Here is a 16,511-nt window from a genome sequence, read left to right as displayed (position 1 = left end):
TAAGGCTGCGCCAAGCACGGGAATATTTATATGACACGCCACCTCATCACCTCCGCCATCCCCTATATTAACGGGATCAAACATCTGGGTAACCTCGTGGGCAGCCAGCTGCCTGCGGACCTCTACGCGCGCTATCAGCGTGGCCGGGGGCAGGATGTTCTGTTCCTCTGCGCCACGGACGAGCACGGCACCCCCGCCGAGCTTGCCGCCGCGAAAGCGGGCAAGCCGGTCGATGAATATTGCGCCGAGATGTATGAAACACAGGCTCGCATCGCCGAAGGGTTCGGCCTCTCCTTCGATCACTTTGGCCGCTCGTCCAGCCCGCAGAACCGCAAGCTCACGCAGCATTTTGCCGGTGCCCTGGCGGATCAGGGGCTGATCGAAGAGGTCTCCCAACGGCAGATTTATTCGCCGACCGACGGGCGCTTTCTGCCCGACCGCTATGTCGAGGGCACCTGCCCCAACTGCGGGTTCGAGGATGCGCGCGGCGATCAATGCGACAATTGCACCAAGCAGCTTGACCCCGAAGACCTGATCAACCCGCGCTCGACCATCTCGGGCGCCACCGATCTGGAAATGCGCGAGACCAAGCACCTGTTCCTCAAGCAAAGCCAGCTAAAAGACGAGCTCGACGCTTGGATCGACAGCAAGACCGACTGGCCCGTGCTGACCACCTCCATCGCTAAGAAATGGCTGCATGACGGCGACGGGCTGCAAGACCGTGGCATCACCCGCGACCTCAGCTGGGGCGTGCCGGTGAAACGCGGCGATCAGGATTGGCCGGGCATGGAGGGCAAGGTCTTCTATGTCTGGTTCGACGCGCCCATCGAATACATCGCCTGCGCGCAGGAATGGGTCGATGCGGGCAAAGGCACCGATTGGGAAAGCTGGTGGCGCACCGACAAGGGCGCCGAGGACGTGCGCTACACCCAGTTCATGGGCAAGGACAATGTCCCCTTCCACACGCTCAGCTTCCCCGCCACGATCAAGGGCTCGGGCGAGCCGTGGAAGCTGGTGGATTACATCAAGTCCTTCAATTACCTCAATTATGACGGCGGTCAGTTCTCCACCTCGCGCGGGCGCGGCGTCTTCATGGATCAGGCGTTGGAAATCCTGCCGGCGGATTACTGGCGCTGGTGGCTCTTGAGCCATGCGCCCGAGACCTCGGATGCCGAATTCACTTGGGAAAATTTCCAAGCCTCCGTGAACAAGGACTTGGCCGACGTGCTAGGCAATTTCGTCAGCCGGATCACCAAGTTCTGCCGCTCCAAATTCGGCGAAGCGGTACCCGAGGCCGGCGAATACGGTGAGGCGGAACAGGCGCTGATCGAAGACATCACCGCCCGCGTCGCCCGTTACGAGACGTTGATGGAGGCGATGGAGGTCCGCAAATCCGCCGCCGAACTGCGCGGCATCTGGGCGGCGGGCAATGAATATCTGCAAGCCCAAGCGCCTTGGACCACCTTCAAGACCGACCCCGACCGCGCGGCGGCGCAGGTGCGGCTGGCGTTGAACTTGATCCCGCTCTACGCCGTGCTTTCCGCACCCTTCATCCCCACGGCCTCGGCCTCGATGCTGGCGGCGATGAAGGTCGACGACATGCCGTGGCCCGACGATGTGCCCGCTGCCTTGGGCAAGCTTGCCCCCGGCCACGGGTTTGAAGTGCCCGAGGTGCTTTTTGCCAAGATCAGCGATGAGCACCGCGAAAGCTGGGCCGAACGTTTCGCCGGTAAGCGCGACTGATCAGAAATCTAGGAACAGCGGCGCGGGTTATGCGCCGCTGGTTCACTTTGCGGCACGGGCATTGCGCTAACCGCGCCGCGCGCGCTTTCCCACTGAGACCGCGCGCACTGGCCCCACGCCATTCGCCGCCGCTTCGACACCCCGAAACCGGACGCCATGCCCCCGCCCTTCGGGATCCCGCTCCGCCGTGAGCCATCCGTGGACAATGCGGGCCGTCTCTTCCCCCGGGTGCATTTGAAAGCCGCCCTGCGGGGCCAGCCCCTCAAGCGCCTGCGCCCAAAGCGTGCCGATCTCAGCCCCATCGCAAAGCCGCGGCCCGAACAGATCGCTGATATGCTGCCCGATCAGACAATCCCCCAGCCCATAGGTGATACCGCAGGCCGCCTCATTGGCATGGCAAACGCGCCCATCGGGAGAGAAAACCACGTCGATTTCGGCCATATCGGCCTTGACCGGGGATAGGATGGCCTCACCCGCGGCCCCCTTCCCACCCGCGGGGCCGAGAGAGGGCACAAGCGCCCCGCGAAGCCTTGCCTTGGGCGGGCCATCAAGGTTCTGCCTAAACATGCGCCGCTCTGCCGCGAAAACGATGGAGATCAGCGGGAGCTGCCCCCAGGTAAGGCTGTCCTCTACAGCAGCGGTATTCCCGGCTGACATGCTCACCCTCTCACGCGGCCCGTTGGGTCCCGACGCGCCGCACCGCACAGCGGAGCCCAGCATCCGAGAAACATAGCCCCGCAGGCAAAAGACCATGCGCCGTAAGAGGTTAAACGATCGCCCTCCTTTCCCTGAACCTGCCATCTGCCGCCTCTGCCTCATCCCGCCCCACTGCCGACCTTGGGAGAGGATTAGCGACAAGGTCTTACCACGGAGTTAAAAAATGTAGGCACAGTGTGAACTTGCGAGAGACTTATTTTCGTCCTATTCCGACAGCAATTAACCAAGTGTTAATATCAGATAGGATAAAGATGTTCCGGGTCGCCCATACAATTCATCACGATCACGACCTCGGGCTCGTGCTGCTTGCAGCACTTCTTTGTATCTTTGGCAGCTGGGTGGTGGCACGGCTCTATCGGCATGTGCTTGAACAGCCGCGTCGCCAAGCGTTGATTTGGTGCTATCTGACCGCGATGACAGCGGGGGTGACGATCTGGTGCACCCATTTCATTGCGATCCTCGCCTATCAGCTCGACGCGCCGGCGACGTTCCATTTCTCGCTCACCTTCCTGTCGCTGATCATCGCCATCGTCGGCTCGATTCTGGGCGTCGTCATCGCCGGGCTGCTCAAATCCCGGCGGGCCACGGTTCTGGGCGGGACGATCTTTGGGCTGGCGATTTCGGCCATGCATTATACCGGCATGGTGGCCTATCGCGTGCAGGGCGCGATCCAGTGGGACATGGGCTATCTGACCGCCTCCGTCATCATCGCGGTTGTCCTTGCAACCCTCGCGCTTGGCGCGGCGGGCCGTGGGGGCAAGGGCAGCGTGCTGTGGATGACCGCGCTTTTGGCGCTGGCGATCATCCTGCTCCATTTCACCGGCATGGCCGCTTTTCAGGTCACCCCGCTGGCCGCGCAGCCGCTTTACGCCAACCCGGTTGAATATAGATTAATCGCGCTGATCATCGCCGGCACCGCCGCCATCATCGCGCTGGCCGCGCTCTTTAGCTATGTTGTCGAAAACCGCACCCGCAACGAAAGCGTCGAGGAACTGCGAAAGGCCCGCGATGCCGCCGAAAGCGCCAGCCGGGCGAAATCGGAATTCATGAGCGTGCTGAGCCACGAATTACGCACCCCGCTGACCATCGTCATCGGCTACGCCAGCTTCCTGTCGGAACTTAAACGCCACAACCTCGCCAAGCTCGGCCCGGATGAAAAACCGGAGTCCGAGCATTTCACCAAGATGGGCGATCAAGCGGAACTCTACGGCCAGCGCATCAAATTCGCGGGCGGGCAATTGTTGACCATTATCAACGACATCCTCGACTATACGAATATGGAGTTGAACGACCTCGCGCTCGACAAGACCGCCCTCGACACCCGCGCGCTTTTGGAAGAAGTGGTCGAAGAGCACCACGGCGCCGCGCATGACAAGACGGCCACGCTGCATATTGACACCCCGCCGCTCACCGTCACCGCTGACCGCCGCCGCAGCCTGCAACTGTTGGGCCATATCGTCGGCAATGCGCTGAAATTCTCCAAGGCGCGGGACATCTATCTGCGTGCGCGCCTGCACGCGGGCGGGTTTGTTTTCGAGGTCGAAGACAATGGCGTTGGCATCGCCGCGCAGGATCTGGACCGCATTTTCGAGGCTTTCACCCAGATCGAAGACGCCGATGATCGCGCCGAGGGCGGCACTGGGCTGGGGCTGGCGATCTGCAAGAAACTGGCCCTTGCCCATGGCGGCGACATCACGGTCAAAAGCACGCTCGGTCAGGGCACGACCTTTACCGTCTTCATCCCCGGCGCCACGCAATTGGCAGAGCCTGCGACGCTGGCGAAGGCAAGCTAAGTCTTTGAAAACAGTGGTGCGGGCGGTGAGCTTCACTATGTGAATATCGAACCGTCCAACCTACTGTTATTCAATAACTAAACAAAACAAGTCGTTTTTGCGGTGTCTCAAGGTTGTGTCCTTAAGGTGTCCCACGGGAGCGTCGTTAGCACAAGCTCAAAACAGCCCTTGAAGGTTTCGCTTCACAGGAGTGTTTCGGAAGCGAAAGGTGTGGTTCTTATCAGTTTGGCATCGTTTGAAATCGTCCTCGCCTACAATGTAGCTAATAAGCTTGTCTCTTCCTAAACAAACTGGACAGACAAAGTGAGCGGGCTGTTGATCTACCTCCTCGTCTTTCAGACGATAAACGATGTCTTTTTCGGGGGTCTCAAAGAGAACATAGTTAGCCTTTAGCTTCTCGAATTCGTCTTGACGTTGTAGTTCTCTGCTTAACCCCTTTACGGCCTCACTTAGCTGCACGTTTGTCATATTGACCGAGGTCAGCTGAGTTGCCAAAGTATTGAGCAGGCCCATCAGTTCAGAACTGTCCACCGCGTCTTTCTTAGCCAACAGCGACTGTATTTTCTCCGCAGTTTCGGTGGCTTTTCCCGTTAGACCAACGGCAGATGAAGCCAGTCCAAGCATTTCCCCAAGTTGTTCAAGTCCAATCATTTCTTTTACCTTTTTAGACAGCCGCAAAAAGTTGCAGTGATTAGTAATTAAATATGGTTTTAATGATAGCGTATGGGTGAGTAGCAAGTGCGTAAAGATGGTTGCAGTCATCACCCACTATATTTCATCGCAAAAATGCGTCACCCAGAGATATATATAGAGGCTCCCGCGTACCCCCCGTACGGCCTCCTCAAACAAAACCCGAATATATCCACCTGCGATAACTTCCCGTAAATGCAATTAAATCAGTTAGTTGACGTTCATCTGTGGCGCGGCGATGTAGTAGACAGGAAGGCCATGACGGTCTTTCAATCCACTGACAGGACACCACCATGACCATCTTCGACATCCACCTTGGCCGCTATTCCATCCTTGCCCTAAAAGAACGTAACGCCCGCTTCGGGGTGCAGCGTGAAGGTATTGGGGAGGTTGCCATTGATCTGCCCTACGTCTCACTGGTCCTCACAGACCACCGCAAGCCCGCCGTGCCACTGTCCCACTAGGCAAGCCCTGAGGGACGCCCCAAAGCTGTTACTTAAACTGTGCCGTATAAGTGGTGTTGACAGTTTTGGGGCAGTTCGTCTAGAAAGCCTAAGACCCTATTGGCACAGAAAGATGAACACATGCTTGTTGGATACGCACGAACCTCGACCCTCGACCAGACAGCGGGACTGGATGCTCAGCTTCGCGACCTCAAGAACGCCGCCTGTGACAAGGTGTTTGAGGAACAAGTATCGTCTGTTGATCTTGTGAAGCGTGAAGCCCTGACAGAAGCGTTGGACTATCTGCGGGAAGGCGACACGTTGATTGTCACCAAGCTGGACCGTCTGGCCCGCTCTGTTGCCCACCTCATGGAAGTCTTGGGGGCCATAGAGGCCAAGAAGGCGAACCTCCGCATCCTCTCTATGAACATCGACACGGGCACCGCCACGGGGAAACTTATGTTGTCCATCATGGGCAGCGTTGCGGAATTTGAACGGTCCATCATGCTGGAACGCCAGAGGGAGGGCATCGCCAAAGCGAAGGCTGCTGGCAAGTACACAGGCCGCAAGCCCACCGCACAGGCCAAGTCGGAGGAGGTGTTGAAGCTGCACCGTGAAGGTATAGGCGGGTCAGCCATTGCGAGGAAGGTCGGTATTGGGCGATCAAGCGTCTATCGTATTATTGCTGCAGCGCCGGACAACACAGCCCACGAATAACCCGCATCCCTGCCCGGAGTAGACGTGTGATAATTAACCCACCCCCTTGCTCGTAAGTGGCGAACGACATTAACCCCCACACTAGACCGAATGAGGCGTCCTGTTTTTCTGGGACTACCTTATTCGGTCGACAACCTTGCTACGGACGGGGCGTCCCATTGCGCTCAGTTCTTATCGGAGCTCCTCCAACTTAGGGAGGCGTACGTGACGGCTAAGGCGATCACTTTATTTCGAGAAGCACCACAGAGACCGCTCATGGCGCTTCTCTGCGCGACCACGATCACCCAGCATCTTTGAAACCTTAAGGCTTCGAATTTGCCATGATCGCGTTCTCATCTACATAAACCAAAAGGTCTCCATATGATCACTTCAGAGAAGCCCGCTGGCTCGCCCAGCGCGGCCCCAATGTGCTGCCCACGGTGCAGCGTTGAGTTTCACCCCAAGAGGAAGGACAAGAAGTACTGTTCACCAAAATGCGCCAAGGCGGCGACACGCAATGCAGCACGGGGTGGCAGAGCATTAGAGCAGAGAGCGACGAATGAAACCCATTACTGCCGCGCCCGCGATCTTGCGGACATGCTCTATACGGCCCCCGTCAATGCACGACTTGGCATAATGAAAGCGATGCTGGACGCAGCAACAGATCACGACAGCGGGTTGCGGCGAATACTGACAGACCCAACTTTCCTCAAAGCCGCCGCAGAGACCCCCCCTTTGTTTCACCGGCGCGCGCCTAGTACCTACAAGACCATCAGCCAAGCGGCGAATGCCTACACCCAGAAGTTCCACGGCATTTCCATCCAGACCTACCTCAAGGATGCTCGCTCGGGGGCACTGAAAGGCAATCATGAGGTTAGCCGGAAAGTGGACTATGGGGCGGTGCCGATGCTGACAAAGATCAGGAAGCCAAAATGCTGGCATCGGCCTCTGTCTGACGACAAGAACGCGGAAGCATCTGCGCAACTTGCCTCCGACATGGAACGAGTGCAGCGCGCTGTGGATGATGCGCAGGTTCGTGCAGAAGGTCTTCTTGAAGCTGCCTGACGTGGCCCTGAACGTCCCTCCGTATATGTAATAGAGAACACCTTAATGGGGCCTTTGGGTTCTACTCCGTCTTGGCTGTGCCAAGATCAAGATCATCTTTCATCGCTGCACCTTCATGGTCACTGATCATCAGTCCTGCTTCGCAGGGTTAAACATCAGGTCACTTGAATGGGAAACTCTCAATTCGGCTTCGCCTTGGGAGACCCATGAAGGAGATATTCACCATCGGGCAACCCCTAACAACAGCTTGAACACCAGCCTCAGGTTGACCGTTAAGTTGGCACCTCCGTCTTGGGTCTACCCAAGCACAGCGACCACCCCAGCAACACCTCTCACGCCTCCCTGAACACACCTCAGGGGGGCACCTCCCCACATTCCCAAGGAAATATCCCAATGACCAAACGTATCTCCGCTGACGAACGCAAGCGCATCACTCGAAGCCTGCGCCGCATCATGTTCGAGCAATTCGTCCCCGTAGCCGTGATGGCCGCTGAACAAGACCTCCTGAACCGCAACATGGGTCATCCGCCCAGCAATCAACGCCTCAATTGGACAACCATCCGCGTCCGCAATGAAGTCGATGTAGCCCTGTCCCTCTTGCATGAACGCTATGTGGCCCAGACTGGCAAAGCCTCGTCACGCGGTGACCTTGTCAGCATCATCGTCATGGAAGCCCTGCCTGCCCTTGTCGCCAAGACAGCGGCCTAAAACCACTTCAACACAAACCAGAAAGAACCAACAGAATGTCCGATTGGATTACGACACGCGGTGAAGTCCCAGATGGCGACACCAACCTTGCACCAGAAGCCCGCCGTGGCCAAGGTAGCACCACAGTAGGCACAGGCGGCCTCGAAACCCGCACAGACGCCGATGGCAACAGCTATATCGTGAAACAAGAGAACCAAGAATACACCCACGGTGGCGATCAGGGCTATCAGGGGTCCATCATCGGGACGGCTAGAACAGAAGGCGGTGGCGTTATCGTCAACCGTTCCGCCAATGGGACAGACCGTATCACCCTCCCCAACGGCATGACCACTAGCATCGCCGCCGCCGTCAATATCGGCATGCTGACCCGCAACGCAGATGGCTCCTACGCAGACGTACAGACCCCAGAGGCCCTTAAGAACCCCGCTCAGGCTGTCCCTATCTGGCAAGCTCAAGGTGGCCCTGAGGATGCGCTAGAGGACGCCCCAGAGGATGAAGCTCCAGCGTTCACTATTGGTGATGCGGGTGAGGAAGCCATGACCGCTTTGGTCGAAAGCGTATCGCAGGGCGACATGATCAAAGCCACAGATGAAATCCTGCGCCTTGGCGGGGTCTCAGAGAACACGCTGGCTCGTATGGCTGGCCATGCAGGGGTCGAACCGGATGTCATGGCCGCTCAGATCGAAGCTGCACACGGCGGCTTTTACGAAACCGCGACCGCACACCTTGCCGCTCATGGCGTGGTGAATGAGGACGGCTTTCAGGCGTACCTGAGCGAAAACCCCCAGCAGATGCAAAAGCTACTTGAGGCAAGCCGGGGTCTACCATCGTCCTCAGACGCCAGCGTTACGGATGGGCTGACCGAAGTGGCCGCCGCATTTGTTGAGAATGGCGACAAGTTCATGCCTCAGGAAGTGAAAGACGCCTTGGACGAAGTGGGCTTTGATTATGAGACAGGTGCCAATGGCCGCATCTTGGTCAAGATCGACGGCTATCCAGTGCCGTGGAATGTTGCCGTGCGGCAGGGATTGATTAAGTTCCTTTAGGGGACCCGAGGGGGGCTTAACGGCCCTCCTTCACAATAGCACTCAGATCCAGATATATCCTCAGAAGTAGCCAACCTCATGAACCCTGACCGTTCGTTCTTCTCTTGGCAGCCTCCCGACGCTCAAACTGCTCCCAGACATGCATATGCCCTTTCTGCCTCGCAGTAGCGAGCCAGAGCTTTTTCCTTACACCTGGAATTTCGTGGGCACGGTAAGCCCCACCAGAAAACTTGGGCCAATCGATAGCCAAGCCAAGTTTGGTCATTTCAGCGGAAAGATCACGACCATCCGGCAAAAAGCACCTAGCCACCGTTCGTCCATGATCATCTTGCGCTGCAATTTCAGCTCGAACTATGTGCCCCTTACATAAAGAAACTAACGCCCACTTCGCCTGCTTCCCAAAGGGGTGGTTTAGTTCGGGTGCATCTACTCCGAACAAACGTATCTGAGTTTTCTGAATGACTAATGTATCACCATCAACCACGTATGCTGAGCCTTCCAGTTCGCGCGTGACGGGCATTGGCTGTGCGGTCGCTGTGTCGAACGGTTGCCGTCGCCGAACATTCTCCCGAGTTTCGGACCTATGTCGCCGCACATCCTCCCGAGTTTCGGGACTGTGCGGTTGTCTGGTTTGTGTTCCATTTGAAGAGTAGCGACTGTACCAAAGAGCCGCCACCAATGCTATTGCGAAGCAGATCAATACAACTTCCATCTGTCAGACCTCCCAAAAGAACTGTCAGTTGGACATAGTACCCTAATCGTTTACGGCATCCCCTCGATTGCCCTTTCCATTGCCTCATATGCCACCTTCAACTTGGCATCGTTGCCGCCATAGACCCGATCACCAAGGCCCCCGACAGTGTGCCCCATAATCCTGTTCTCGACACGCTCAGACGTGCCAGCCAAGACCAGCCAATCTTTCATGTTGTGGCGCAGGGAATAGACCACATGGCGCGGGTTCTTGGTCACGGTGCGAAGGTGCTTCATCAAGGCCGCAGAGGCCGCGTCAGGGCCATTCTCACGGGCATACTTGGGGAACAGCATGGGTTCACCCTCGGACAGCGTTAAAGCCTCCCTAGCGGCCACCAGAGCGTCACCGATAAGGGGAACCGAACGGATTGAAGCCTTGGTTTTTACCCTTCGGTCTTCATGCCATGCCACATTGATATGAGGATACAAGCCATCAAGCACCACGTCTTCACGGCGCAAGCCGACAACCTCAGCCCCACGGCATCCGGTGCCTTCCAATAGTCGCCAGATCAAGCCCAGCGCGGGTACTTGGGCCTTTTCGCGCATCCTATCGCGCATCGCCAACAACACGTTCTTAGGCAGCGGGTCGCGCTTGCTGCTATCCACATCAGGTGCGACGCCCTTGGATGATATGGGAAGGTCGATGAAAGGGTTGTCGGCTTCTCGGTGAAGCCCAAACTCCTTTATACTCAGCGAAACCATTGCCTTGATCATGTCCAACTCACGCCGCACAGACGCAGGTGCCAGCCTTGTACCATCCGCCTTGCGTGTCGATAACATCGCATCCCGCAACGTCCGCGCTTGGTCCCGCGTCAGATCGACCAGAGACAGCTTATCTAACGGCCCCAGCGTCGCCTCTATGCGCTTGCAGACCCTTTCCAGCCTGTTCCTGTTGTTGCGTCCTGTCCCGCCTTCCAGCCGCTCTTGCAGGTACATATTCTTGGCGTCCAACAGCGTGGGTTTTGGTTCTGAGGCGTCAGGCTCAACGACAGCCCGATAGAGTACAGGGTCTGCCTCACGGCGCTCAAGTTCATCGCCAAGCAACTCACGCCTTTCATCCTCTGTCAGATCGTCCTTGAACGCGGCCAGCATCGCTGCGGCATCCCGTCGCGCCTCTCTCCACAGTTCCAGAGGCGACAGCCGATCATCTGCACCCGCGACCCCAGCGGCCCGCTCAGCCTTCGCTACGTTGCGGTCATAGGTTTTCATGAGACCTTCCCACTCAGACACCAGCGCACCACCCTCACGGGCCTTCATGGCAACCTGAAAAACCGCCTCACCGAGTACCGGAACGAGCGATTTGGGGTAACGCCTGCGGAACCGCTTGCGGCCCCCTGACAGTTCATCAACGTGTTTGAGGTTCATCTTAACCACCATGCCAGTGTCTCCTTAGCGTCTCGGCTTGTGTCCCAGAGAAGCCGCTAAGCGCCTGTTATGCTTGATTTACAGGGCCATCAAGGCCAAGTGTGGTGCGGGCGGTGGGACTCGAACCCACACGGGGCTACGCCCCAACAGATTTTAAGTCTGGTATGTCTACCATTCCATCACGCCCGCATCGGGGCGCACAATAAGCATCACGCGGGCGGTGTAAATGGGCGAATGCCCCCGGCCCCATGGTTCTGGCACGATGCGTCAGGCCGTATCGGCCAGCATGGTTTCCTTTACCGCCTCCATCGCCACATAGGTCGAGGTGCTGGCCACATGCGGCAGGGTTGAAATCACCTCCCCCAGAAAGCGGCGATATTCCGACATGTTCCGCGTCCGCACCTTGATCAGATAGTCGAAATGGCTCGCGATCATATGGGCCTGTTCGATCTCGGGCACCTTGGCCACGGCGAGGTTAAAGGCCCGCAAGGCCGCCTCGCGCGTGTCGTTCAGGCGCACCTCGACAAAGGCGACGTGATCCAGCCCCAGCCGGATCGGGTCCAAAAGGGCGCGATAGCCAAGGATCACGCCGCTTTCCTCCAACCGGCGCAGCCGCGCTTGGGTGGGGGATTTCGACAGGCCAATGCGTCGGGCAAGATCGGTGATGCTGATGCGCCCGTCTTCGGCCAACACCGATAGAATCGCGCTGTCGAACCGGTCCAGATTGAAAAGTTCATTTGACATGTGATTCCTCGCTAGTTCGGTCATAACGACTATAATGCAATACATATTAAGTCGATTAGCCTTCTCAACATGCGGTATTCTGGTCCAAACATCAACTGGAGCTTGCCATGGCCCTCGATCACGCCCCCGCCCTTCGCCAAACCATCGACGCGCGCACCTATGCCGAGCCTGACGCGCTGCTCACCGAGCTCAAGGCGCAGGCCGATCTTTCGCCCGAGGACCGCGCCAAGATCACCGCCGATGCGGCGGGTCTGGTGCGTGACATCCGCGGCACCTCGGCCCCCGGCATGATGGAAGTCTTCCTCGCCGAATACGGGCTCAGCACCGAGGAAGGCGTGGCGCTCATGTGTCTCGCCGAGGCGCTCTTGCGCGTGCCAGATGCCGAGACGATCGACGCGCTGATCGAGGATAAGATCGCCCCTTCGGACTGGGGCCGCCACATGGGGCATTCGACCTCCAGCCTCGTCAACGCGTCGACATGGGCGCTGATGCTGACGGGCCGCGTGCTCGACGACGACCAGCCCGGCCCGGTGCGCCACCTGCGGGCGGCGATCAAACGTCTGGGCGAGCCGGTGATCCGCACCGCCGTCAGCCGCGCCATGCGCGAGATGGGCCGCCAGTTCGTGCTGGGTGAGGACATTCAGGCCGCGATGAAACGCGCCCGCGGAATGGAAAAGAAGGGCTTCACCTATAGCTACGACATGCTGGGCGAAGCCGCACGGACCGAGGCCGATGCCAAGCGCTATCACCTCAGCTACTCCCGCGCGATCTCGGCCATTGCAGATGCCTGCACCCATGACGACATCCGCAAGAACCCCGGCATTTCGGTCAAGCTCTCGGCCCTGCACCCGCGCTACGAGCTGGCGCAGGAAGAGGCCGTGATGCGCGATCTGGTGCCGCGCCTTCGGGCGCTGGCACTCTTGGCGAAATCGGCTGGCATGGGCCTCAACATCGATGCAGAGGAAGCCGATCGCCTCGCACTCTCGCTCGAGGTGATCGACACGGTGATGGGCGAGCCTGCGCTGGCCGGCTGGGACGGTTTCGGCGTGGTCGTGCAGGCCTATGGCCCGCGCGCGGGCGTGGTGATCGACACGCTTTACGAAATGGCGCAGCGCCACGACCGCCGCATCATGGCGCGGCTGGTCAAGGGCGCCTATTGGGACACCGAGATCAAGCGCGCGCAGGTCGAGGGGATCGACGGTTTCCCGGTCTTCACCCGCAAGGCCGCGACGGATGTGAGCTACATCGCCAATGCCCGCAAACTGCTGGGCATGACCGACCGCATCTACCCGCAGTTCGCCACCCATAACGCCCATACCGTCGCCGCCGTTCTGCATATGGCCGACGATCCGGAGGCTTACGAGTTCCAACGCCTGCACGGCATGGGCGAGACCCTGCATGACATCGTCATGCAGAAACACGGCACCCGCTGCCGCATCTACGCTCCCGTCGGTGCGCACCGCGATCTGCTGGCCTATCTTGTCCGGCGTCTCTTGGAGAACGGGGCGAACTCCAGCTTCGTGAACCAGATCGTTGACGAGGACGTGCCGCCCGAGGTCGTGGCCGCCGATCCCTTCGACCAGTTGCACGACAGCGTGCCCTCGATCCCGAAAGGCCCGGAAGTGTTCCAGCCGCAACGCGCCAATGCGCGCGGCTTCGATCTGGCGCATACCCCAACCCTCGCCGCGATCGAAGAAGCCCGTGCGCACTTCGCGGAGGCGACATGGGAAGCCGCACCGCTACTAGCGGGCGAAGCTGCGCCCGAGGCGGCTGAAACCGTCGCCAACCCTACCGGGGGTGCCTCCCCTGGGACCGTGCGCCCTGCCTCCAAGGCCGATGTGGCCACGGCGCTCGACACTGCCGCGCCTTGGGACGCGCCTCTCAACACCCGCCGCGACACGCTTTTGCGCGCCGCCGACATGCTCGAGGACCGCTACGGCGAGATCTTCGCCATCCTCGCCCGCGAGGCTGGCAAGGGTCTGCCCGACTGCGTGGCCGAATTGCGTGAGGCGGTGGATTTCCTGCGCTACTACGCAGGTCAAGCCACCAACGAGCCGCCCGCGGGCATCTTCACCTGCATCTCGCCGTGGAACTTCCCGCTGGCGATCTTCTGCGGGCAGGTCACGGCAGCCCTGGCCGCAGGCAATGCCGTGCTCGCCAAACCGGCCGAGCAGACCCCGCTGATCGCACAGCTTGCCGTCAAGGTGCTGCACGAGGCCGGCGTGCCGCGCGCCGCGCTGCAACTGCTGCCGGGCGGCGGCGAGGTGGGCGCGGCGCTCACCGGCGACGCCCGCGTCAACGGCGTGGCCTTCACCGGCTCAACCGCCACCGCCCTGCGCATCCGCGCCAACATGGCCGAGCATTGCGCCCCCGGCACCCCGCTGATTGCCGAGACCGGTGGCCTCAACGCCATGATCGTCGACAGCACTGCCCTGCCCGAGCAGGCCGTGCAGGCCATCGTCGAAAGCGCCTTCCAATCCGCGGGCCAGCGCTGCTCCGCCGTGCGTTGCCTCTACGTGCAGGAGGACATCGCCGAGGACCTGATCACCATGCTCAAGGGCGCGATGCAGGCGCTGCGCATGGGCGATCCATGGCATCTGTCGACCGACGTGGGCCCCGTCATCGACGATGCCGCGCGACAGACCATCGTCGATCATGTCGAGGCCGCCCGCGCGGAGGGCCGGCTGATCGCCGAACTAGAAGCGCCCGAAGGCGGCACCTTCGTCGGCCCAGCGATCCTGAAGGTTGATGGCATCAGCGACATGCAGCGGGAGATTTTCGGCCCCGTGCTGCATGTGGCGACCTTCAAGAGCCATGAGCTCGACGATGTGATCGACGCGATCAACGCCACCGGCTATGGCCTTACCTTCGGTCTGCACACGCGGATCGACGACCGGGTGCAGCATGTCTCGGAGCGGATCGAGGCGGGCAACATCTACGTGAACCGCAACCAGATCGGCGCCATCGTCGGCAGCCAGCCCTTCGGCGGCGAGGGGCTTTCGGGCACCGGGCCGAAGGCGGGCGGGCCGAACTACTTGCCGCGTTTCGCCGCGCCCGACCATCAGGAGGCTTCCGGCACATGGGACAACGCGCAGCAGAGCCTGCCCGCCCTGCCCGCGCATCTGCCGACCGTTCTAGAGACCCAGTCAATGCCCGGACCCACCGGCGAGAGCAACCGCCTGTCGACCCTGCCCCGCCCCGCGCTTCTCTGCATGGGCCCGGGGGCCGAGACGGCGGCGGCGCAGGCCAAAGCCGTGCGCGCCCTCGGCGGTGTCGCGGTTGAGGCCACAGGCCCCATCGACCCCGAAGCGCTCACCACCGGCCCGGCCTATGGCGGCGTGCTCTGGTGGGGCGATGAGGAGACGGCGCGGCAAATCGACAAGGCGCTGGCGGCCCGCGAGGGGGCGATCATCCCGCTTCTGCGCGGCAAGCCCGACACCGCGCGCGTCCGTGCTGAGCGGCATGTCTGTGTTGACACCACCGCCTCGGGCGGCAATGCACAGCTCTTGGGGATGATGGCCTGAACGGGCCGCGCACTTAGGGGGAGCGCCATGCTGACGAACCGCGATATCGAAGAGTTGACGCAGTTTCGCAGGGCGCTCCACCAATACCCCGAGGTTTCGGGCGAGGAAGTGGAAACCGCCCGGACCATCGCGGCGGAACTGGAAAAGCTCGCGCCTACGCGCATCCTCACCGGCCTTGGCGGGCATGGGGTGGCGGCGGTTTTCGACAGCGGCAGCCCCGGCCCCACGGTGCTCTTCCGCGCGGAACTCGACGCCCTGCCGATCCCCGAGGATCATGACATTCCTTGGGTCTCTAAGGTACCGGGCAAGTCCCACGTCTGCGGCCACGACGGCCATATGACCATGCTCTTGGCGCTCGGCCGGATGATCGGGCGCCGCCCCGTCGCGAAGGGCCGCGTGGTGCTGATGTTCCAACCCGCCGAGGAAGACGGCAGCGGCGCGCGGGCAGTGGTGAACGATCCGAGCTATGCCGAGATCGCTGCCGATTACGCGTTTGCCATCCATGTCGAGCCGGGCCGCCCCTTTGGCCATGTCGACACCGCGCCCGCGCTGATCAACTGCGCCTCGAAAGGCATCTCCGTCACCCTGCACGGCAAGACCGCCCATGCCGCCAGCCCCGAAGACGGCACCTCCCCCGCACCTGCACTGGCCGAATTGATCCCGGCGCTGCAAGCGCTCGGCCCCGGCGGGCCGCTTGATGATGACTTCCGCCTCGTCACCCTCACCCATCTGCGCATGGGTGAGCCGACCTTTGGCGTCGCCCCGGGCGAAGCGGCGCTCTACGCCACCCTGCGCAGCACCCGAGACGATGCGCTGGCCAAGATCGAAGCGGCCCTGCGCGCCGATGTCGCGCGCGTGACCGAGGTCCATGGGCTGACCGCAGCTTTCGCGGAATCCGACCATTTCGCCGCCTCCATCAACCACCCCGAGGCCTACGCGATCGCCGCCGCGGCGATGGACGCGCTTGGCGTGTCACACGGGCAGAAAAATCTGCCGATGCGCGCCTCAGAGGATTTCGGCCTGTTCGGGCGCGATGCCAAGGCCGCAATGCTCTGCCTCGGCCCCGGCGAGGGCTATGCCGCCCTGCACAACCCTGATTACGATTTCCCCGATGATCTGATCCCCGTGGGCGCCGGAATTTTTGAGCGGATCGCGCGGGATTTGCTCGGTTCCGCTTGACAGAAGCCCCCGCGGGCGCAGCTAAGGTCATGACGATCCCCCGCGCCG

14 protein-coding genes and 1 tRNA gene are annotated in these 16,511 nt (G+C 60.5%); 9 read left to right on the top strand and 6 right to left on the bottom strand.

Features of this window, described 5'->3' with window-relative positions; genetic code table 11:
* Positions 1–30 precede the first annotated feature (30 nt).
* Positions 31–1,743, top strand: coding sequence for a methionine--tRNA ligase (gene metG, locus ACGYLO_RS13155; protein ID WP_271689555.1), 1,713 nt, complete (start codon positions 31–33; stop codon positions 1,741–1,743).
* 66 nt (positions 1,744–1,809) lie between these two features.
* Here the strand turns inward: metG and ACGYLO_RS13150 are convergent, their stop codons facing one another.
* Positions 1,810–2,400, bottom strand: a complete 591-nt coding sequence (locus ACGYLO_RS13150; RefSeq protein ID WP_271689554.1) for a PAS domain-containing protein — start codon at positions 2,398–2,400, stop codon at positions 1,810–1,812.
* Between the two features lie 311 nt (positions 2,401–2,711).
* Here ACGYLO_RS13150 and ACGYLO_RS13145 point away from each other — a divergent pair, with 311 nt between their 5' ends.
* Complete coding sequence (locus ACGYLO_RS13145) at positions 2,712–4,253, top strand: MHYT domain-containing protein (protein WP_271689553.1); 1,542 nt, start codon at positions 2,712–2,714, stop codon at positions 4,251–4,253.
* A 156-nt stretch (positions 4,254–4,409) separates the two neighbouring features.
* Here ACGYLO_RS13145 and ACGYLO_RS13140 read toward each other — a convergent pair whose 3' ends face one another.
* The gene (locus ACGYLO_RS13140) at positions 4,410–5,015 is read right to left on the bottom strand and encodes a hypothetical protein (RefSeq protein WP_394376855.1); all 606 of its coding nucleotides are present in this window, start codon (positions 5,013–5,015) and stop codon (positions 4,410–4,412) included.
* Positions 5,016–5,236: 221 nt separating this feature from the next.
* On the opposite strand from ACGYLO_RS13140, the gene ACGYLO_RS13135 reads away from it, so the two are divergent.
* From ACGYLO_RS13135 to ACGYLO_RS13115, 5 genes are all read left to right on the top strand, one after another.
* Positions 5,237–5,407, top strand: a complete 171-nt coding sequence (locus tag ACGYLO_RS13135; protein WP_394376854.1) for a hypothetical protein — start codon at positions 5,237–5,239, stop codon at positions 5,405–5,407.
* Positions 5,408–5,527: 120 nt separating this feature from the next.
* The gene (locus ACGYLO_RS13130; protein WP_394376853.1) at positions 5,528–6,103 is read left to right on the top strand and encodes a recombinase family protein; all 576 of its coding nucleotides are present in this window, start codon (positions 5,528–5,530) and stop codon (positions 6,101–6,103) included.
* A 615-nt stretch (positions 6,104–6,718) separates the two neighbouring features.
* Complete coding sequence (locus tag ACGYLO_RS13125; protein WP_394376852.1) at positions 6,719–7,147, top strand: hypothetical protein; 429 nt, start codon at positions 6,719–6,721, stop codon at positions 7,145–7,147.
* 393 nt (positions 7,148–7,540) lie between these two features.
* Positions 7,541–7,855 (top strand): hypothetical protein, encoded by a 315-nt coding sequence (locus tag ACGYLO_RS13120; protein ID WP_394376851.1) that lies wholly within the window; start codon positions 7,541–7,543, stop codon positions 7,853–7,855.
* Positions 7,856–7,890: 35 nt separating this feature from the next.
* Positions 7,891–8,901: a hypothetical protein gene (locus tag ACGYLO_RS13115; RefSeq protein ID WP_394376850.1), complete on the top strand. Its 1,011-nt coding sequence runs from the start codon at positions 7,891–7,893 to the stop codon at positions 8,899–8,901.
* A gap of 76 nt (positions 8,902–8,977) precedes the next feature.
* Here ACGYLO_RS13115 and ACGYLO_RS13110 read toward each other — a convergent pair whose 3' ends face one another.
* The 4 genes from ACGYLO_RS13110 to ACGYLO_RS13095 all read right to left on the bottom strand — a co-directional run bounded on the left by ACGYLO_RS13110 (position 8,978) and on the right by ACGYLO_RS13095 (position 11,760).
* The gene (locus ACGYLO_RS13110) at positions 8,978–9,385 is read right to left on the bottom strand and encodes a thermonuclease family protein (RefSeq protein WP_394376849.1); all 408 of its coding nucleotides are present in this window, start codon (positions 9,383–9,385) and stop codon (positions 8,978–8,980) included.
* Between the two features lie 278 nt (positions 9,386–9,663).
* Complete coding sequence (locus tag ACGYLO_RS13105) at positions 9,664–11,028, bottom strand: hypothetical protein (protein WP_394376848.1); 1,365 nt, start codon at positions 11,026–11,028, stop codon at positions 9,664–9,666.
* Between the two features lie 90 nt (positions 11,029–11,118).
* Positions 11,119–11,205 (bottom strand) — tRNA-Leu (locus tag ACGYLO_RS13100).
* A 78-nt stretch (positions 11,206–11,283) separates the two neighbouring features.
* The gene (locus ACGYLO_RS13095) at positions 11,284–11,760 is read right to left on the bottom strand and encodes an Lrp/AsnC family transcriptional regulator (protein WP_067267484.1); all 477 of its coding nucleotides are present in this window, start codon (positions 11,758–11,760) and stop codon (positions 11,284–11,286) included.
* Positions 11,761–11,867: 107 nt separating this feature from the next.
* Here ACGYLO_RS13095 and putA point away from each other — a divergent pair, with 107 nt between their 5' ends.
* Positions 11,868–15,284, top strand: a complete 3,417-nt coding sequence (gene putA, locus ACGYLO_RS13090) for a bifunctional proline dehydrogenase/L-glutamate gamma-semialdehyde dehydrogenase PutA (RefSeq protein WP_271689551.1) — start codon at positions 11,868–11,870, stop codon at positions 15,282–15,284.
* A gap of 27 nt (positions 15,285–15,311) precedes the next feature.
* Positions 15,312–16,463: an amidohydrolase gene (locus tag ACGYLO_RS13085; protein WP_271689549.1), complete on the top strand. Its 1,152-nt coding sequence runs from the start codon at positions 15,312–15,314 to the stop codon at positions 16,461–16,463.
* The last annotated feature ends 48 nt before the right edge of the window (positions 16,464–16,511 follow it).

The organism is Sulfitobacter sp. 1A13353 (genome assembly GCF_043557255.1).
Classification (GTDB): domain Bacteria; phylum Pseudomonadota; class Alphaproteobacteria; order Rhodobacterales; family Rhodobacteraceae; genus Sulfitobacter; species Sulfitobacter faviae.
This window is presented reverse-complemented; position numbering and strand designations above follow the sequence as displayed.

Bases quoted from the DNA above. Each gene is read 5' to 3' on its own strand.
- metG (WP_271689555.1), top strand. From the start codon at position 31: ATGACACGCCACCTCATCACCTCCGCCATCCCCTATATTAACGGGATC.
- ACGYLO_RS13150 (WP_271689554.1), bottom strand. From the start codon at position 2,400: ATGTCAGCCGGGAATACCGCTGCTGTAGAGGACAGCCTTACCTGGGGG.
- ACGYLO_RS13145 (WP_271689553.1), top strand. From the start codon at position 2,712: ATGTTCCGGGTCGCCCATACAATTCATCACGATCACGACCTCGGGCTC.
- ACGYLO_RS13140 (WP_394376855.1), bottom strand. From the start codon at position 5,015: ATGACTGCAACCATCTTTACGCACTTGCTACTCACCCATACGCTATCA.
- ACGYLO_RS13135 (WP_394376854.1), top strand. From the start codon at position 5,237: ATGACCATCTTCGACATCCACCTTGGCCGCTATTCCATCCTTGCCCTA.
- ACGYLO_RS13130 (WP_394376853.1), top strand. From the start codon at position 5,528: ATGCTTGTTGGATACGCACGAACCTCGACCCTCGACCAGACAGCGGGA.
- ACGYLO_RS13125 (WP_394376852.1), top strand. From the start codon at position 6,719: ATGAAAGCGATGCTGGACGCAGCAACAGATCACGACAGCGGGTTGCGG.
- ACGYLO_RS13120 (WP_394376851.1), top strand. From the start codon at position 7,541: ATGACCAAACGTATCTCCGCTGACGAACGCAAGCGCATCACTCGAAGC.
- ACGYLO_RS13115 (WP_394376850.1), top strand. From the start codon at position 7,891: ATGTCCGATTGGATTACGACACGCGGTGAAGTCCCAGATGGCGACACC.
- ACGYLO_RS13105 (WP_394376848.1), bottom strand. From the start codon at position 11,028: ATGGTGGTTAAGATGAACCTCAAACACGTTGATGAACTGTCAGGGGGC.
- ACGYLO_RS13095 (WP_067267484.1), bottom strand. From the start codon at position 11,760: ATGTCAAATGAACTTTTCAATCTGGACCGGTTCGACAGCGCGATTCTA.
- putA (WP_271689551.1), top strand. From the start codon at position 11,868: ATGGCCCTCGATCACGCCCCCGCCCTTCGCCAAACCATCGACGCGCGC.
- ACGYLO_RS13085 (WP_271689549.1), top strand. From the start codon at position 15,312: ATGCTGACGAACCGCGATATCGAAGAGTTGACGCAGTTTCGCAGGGCG.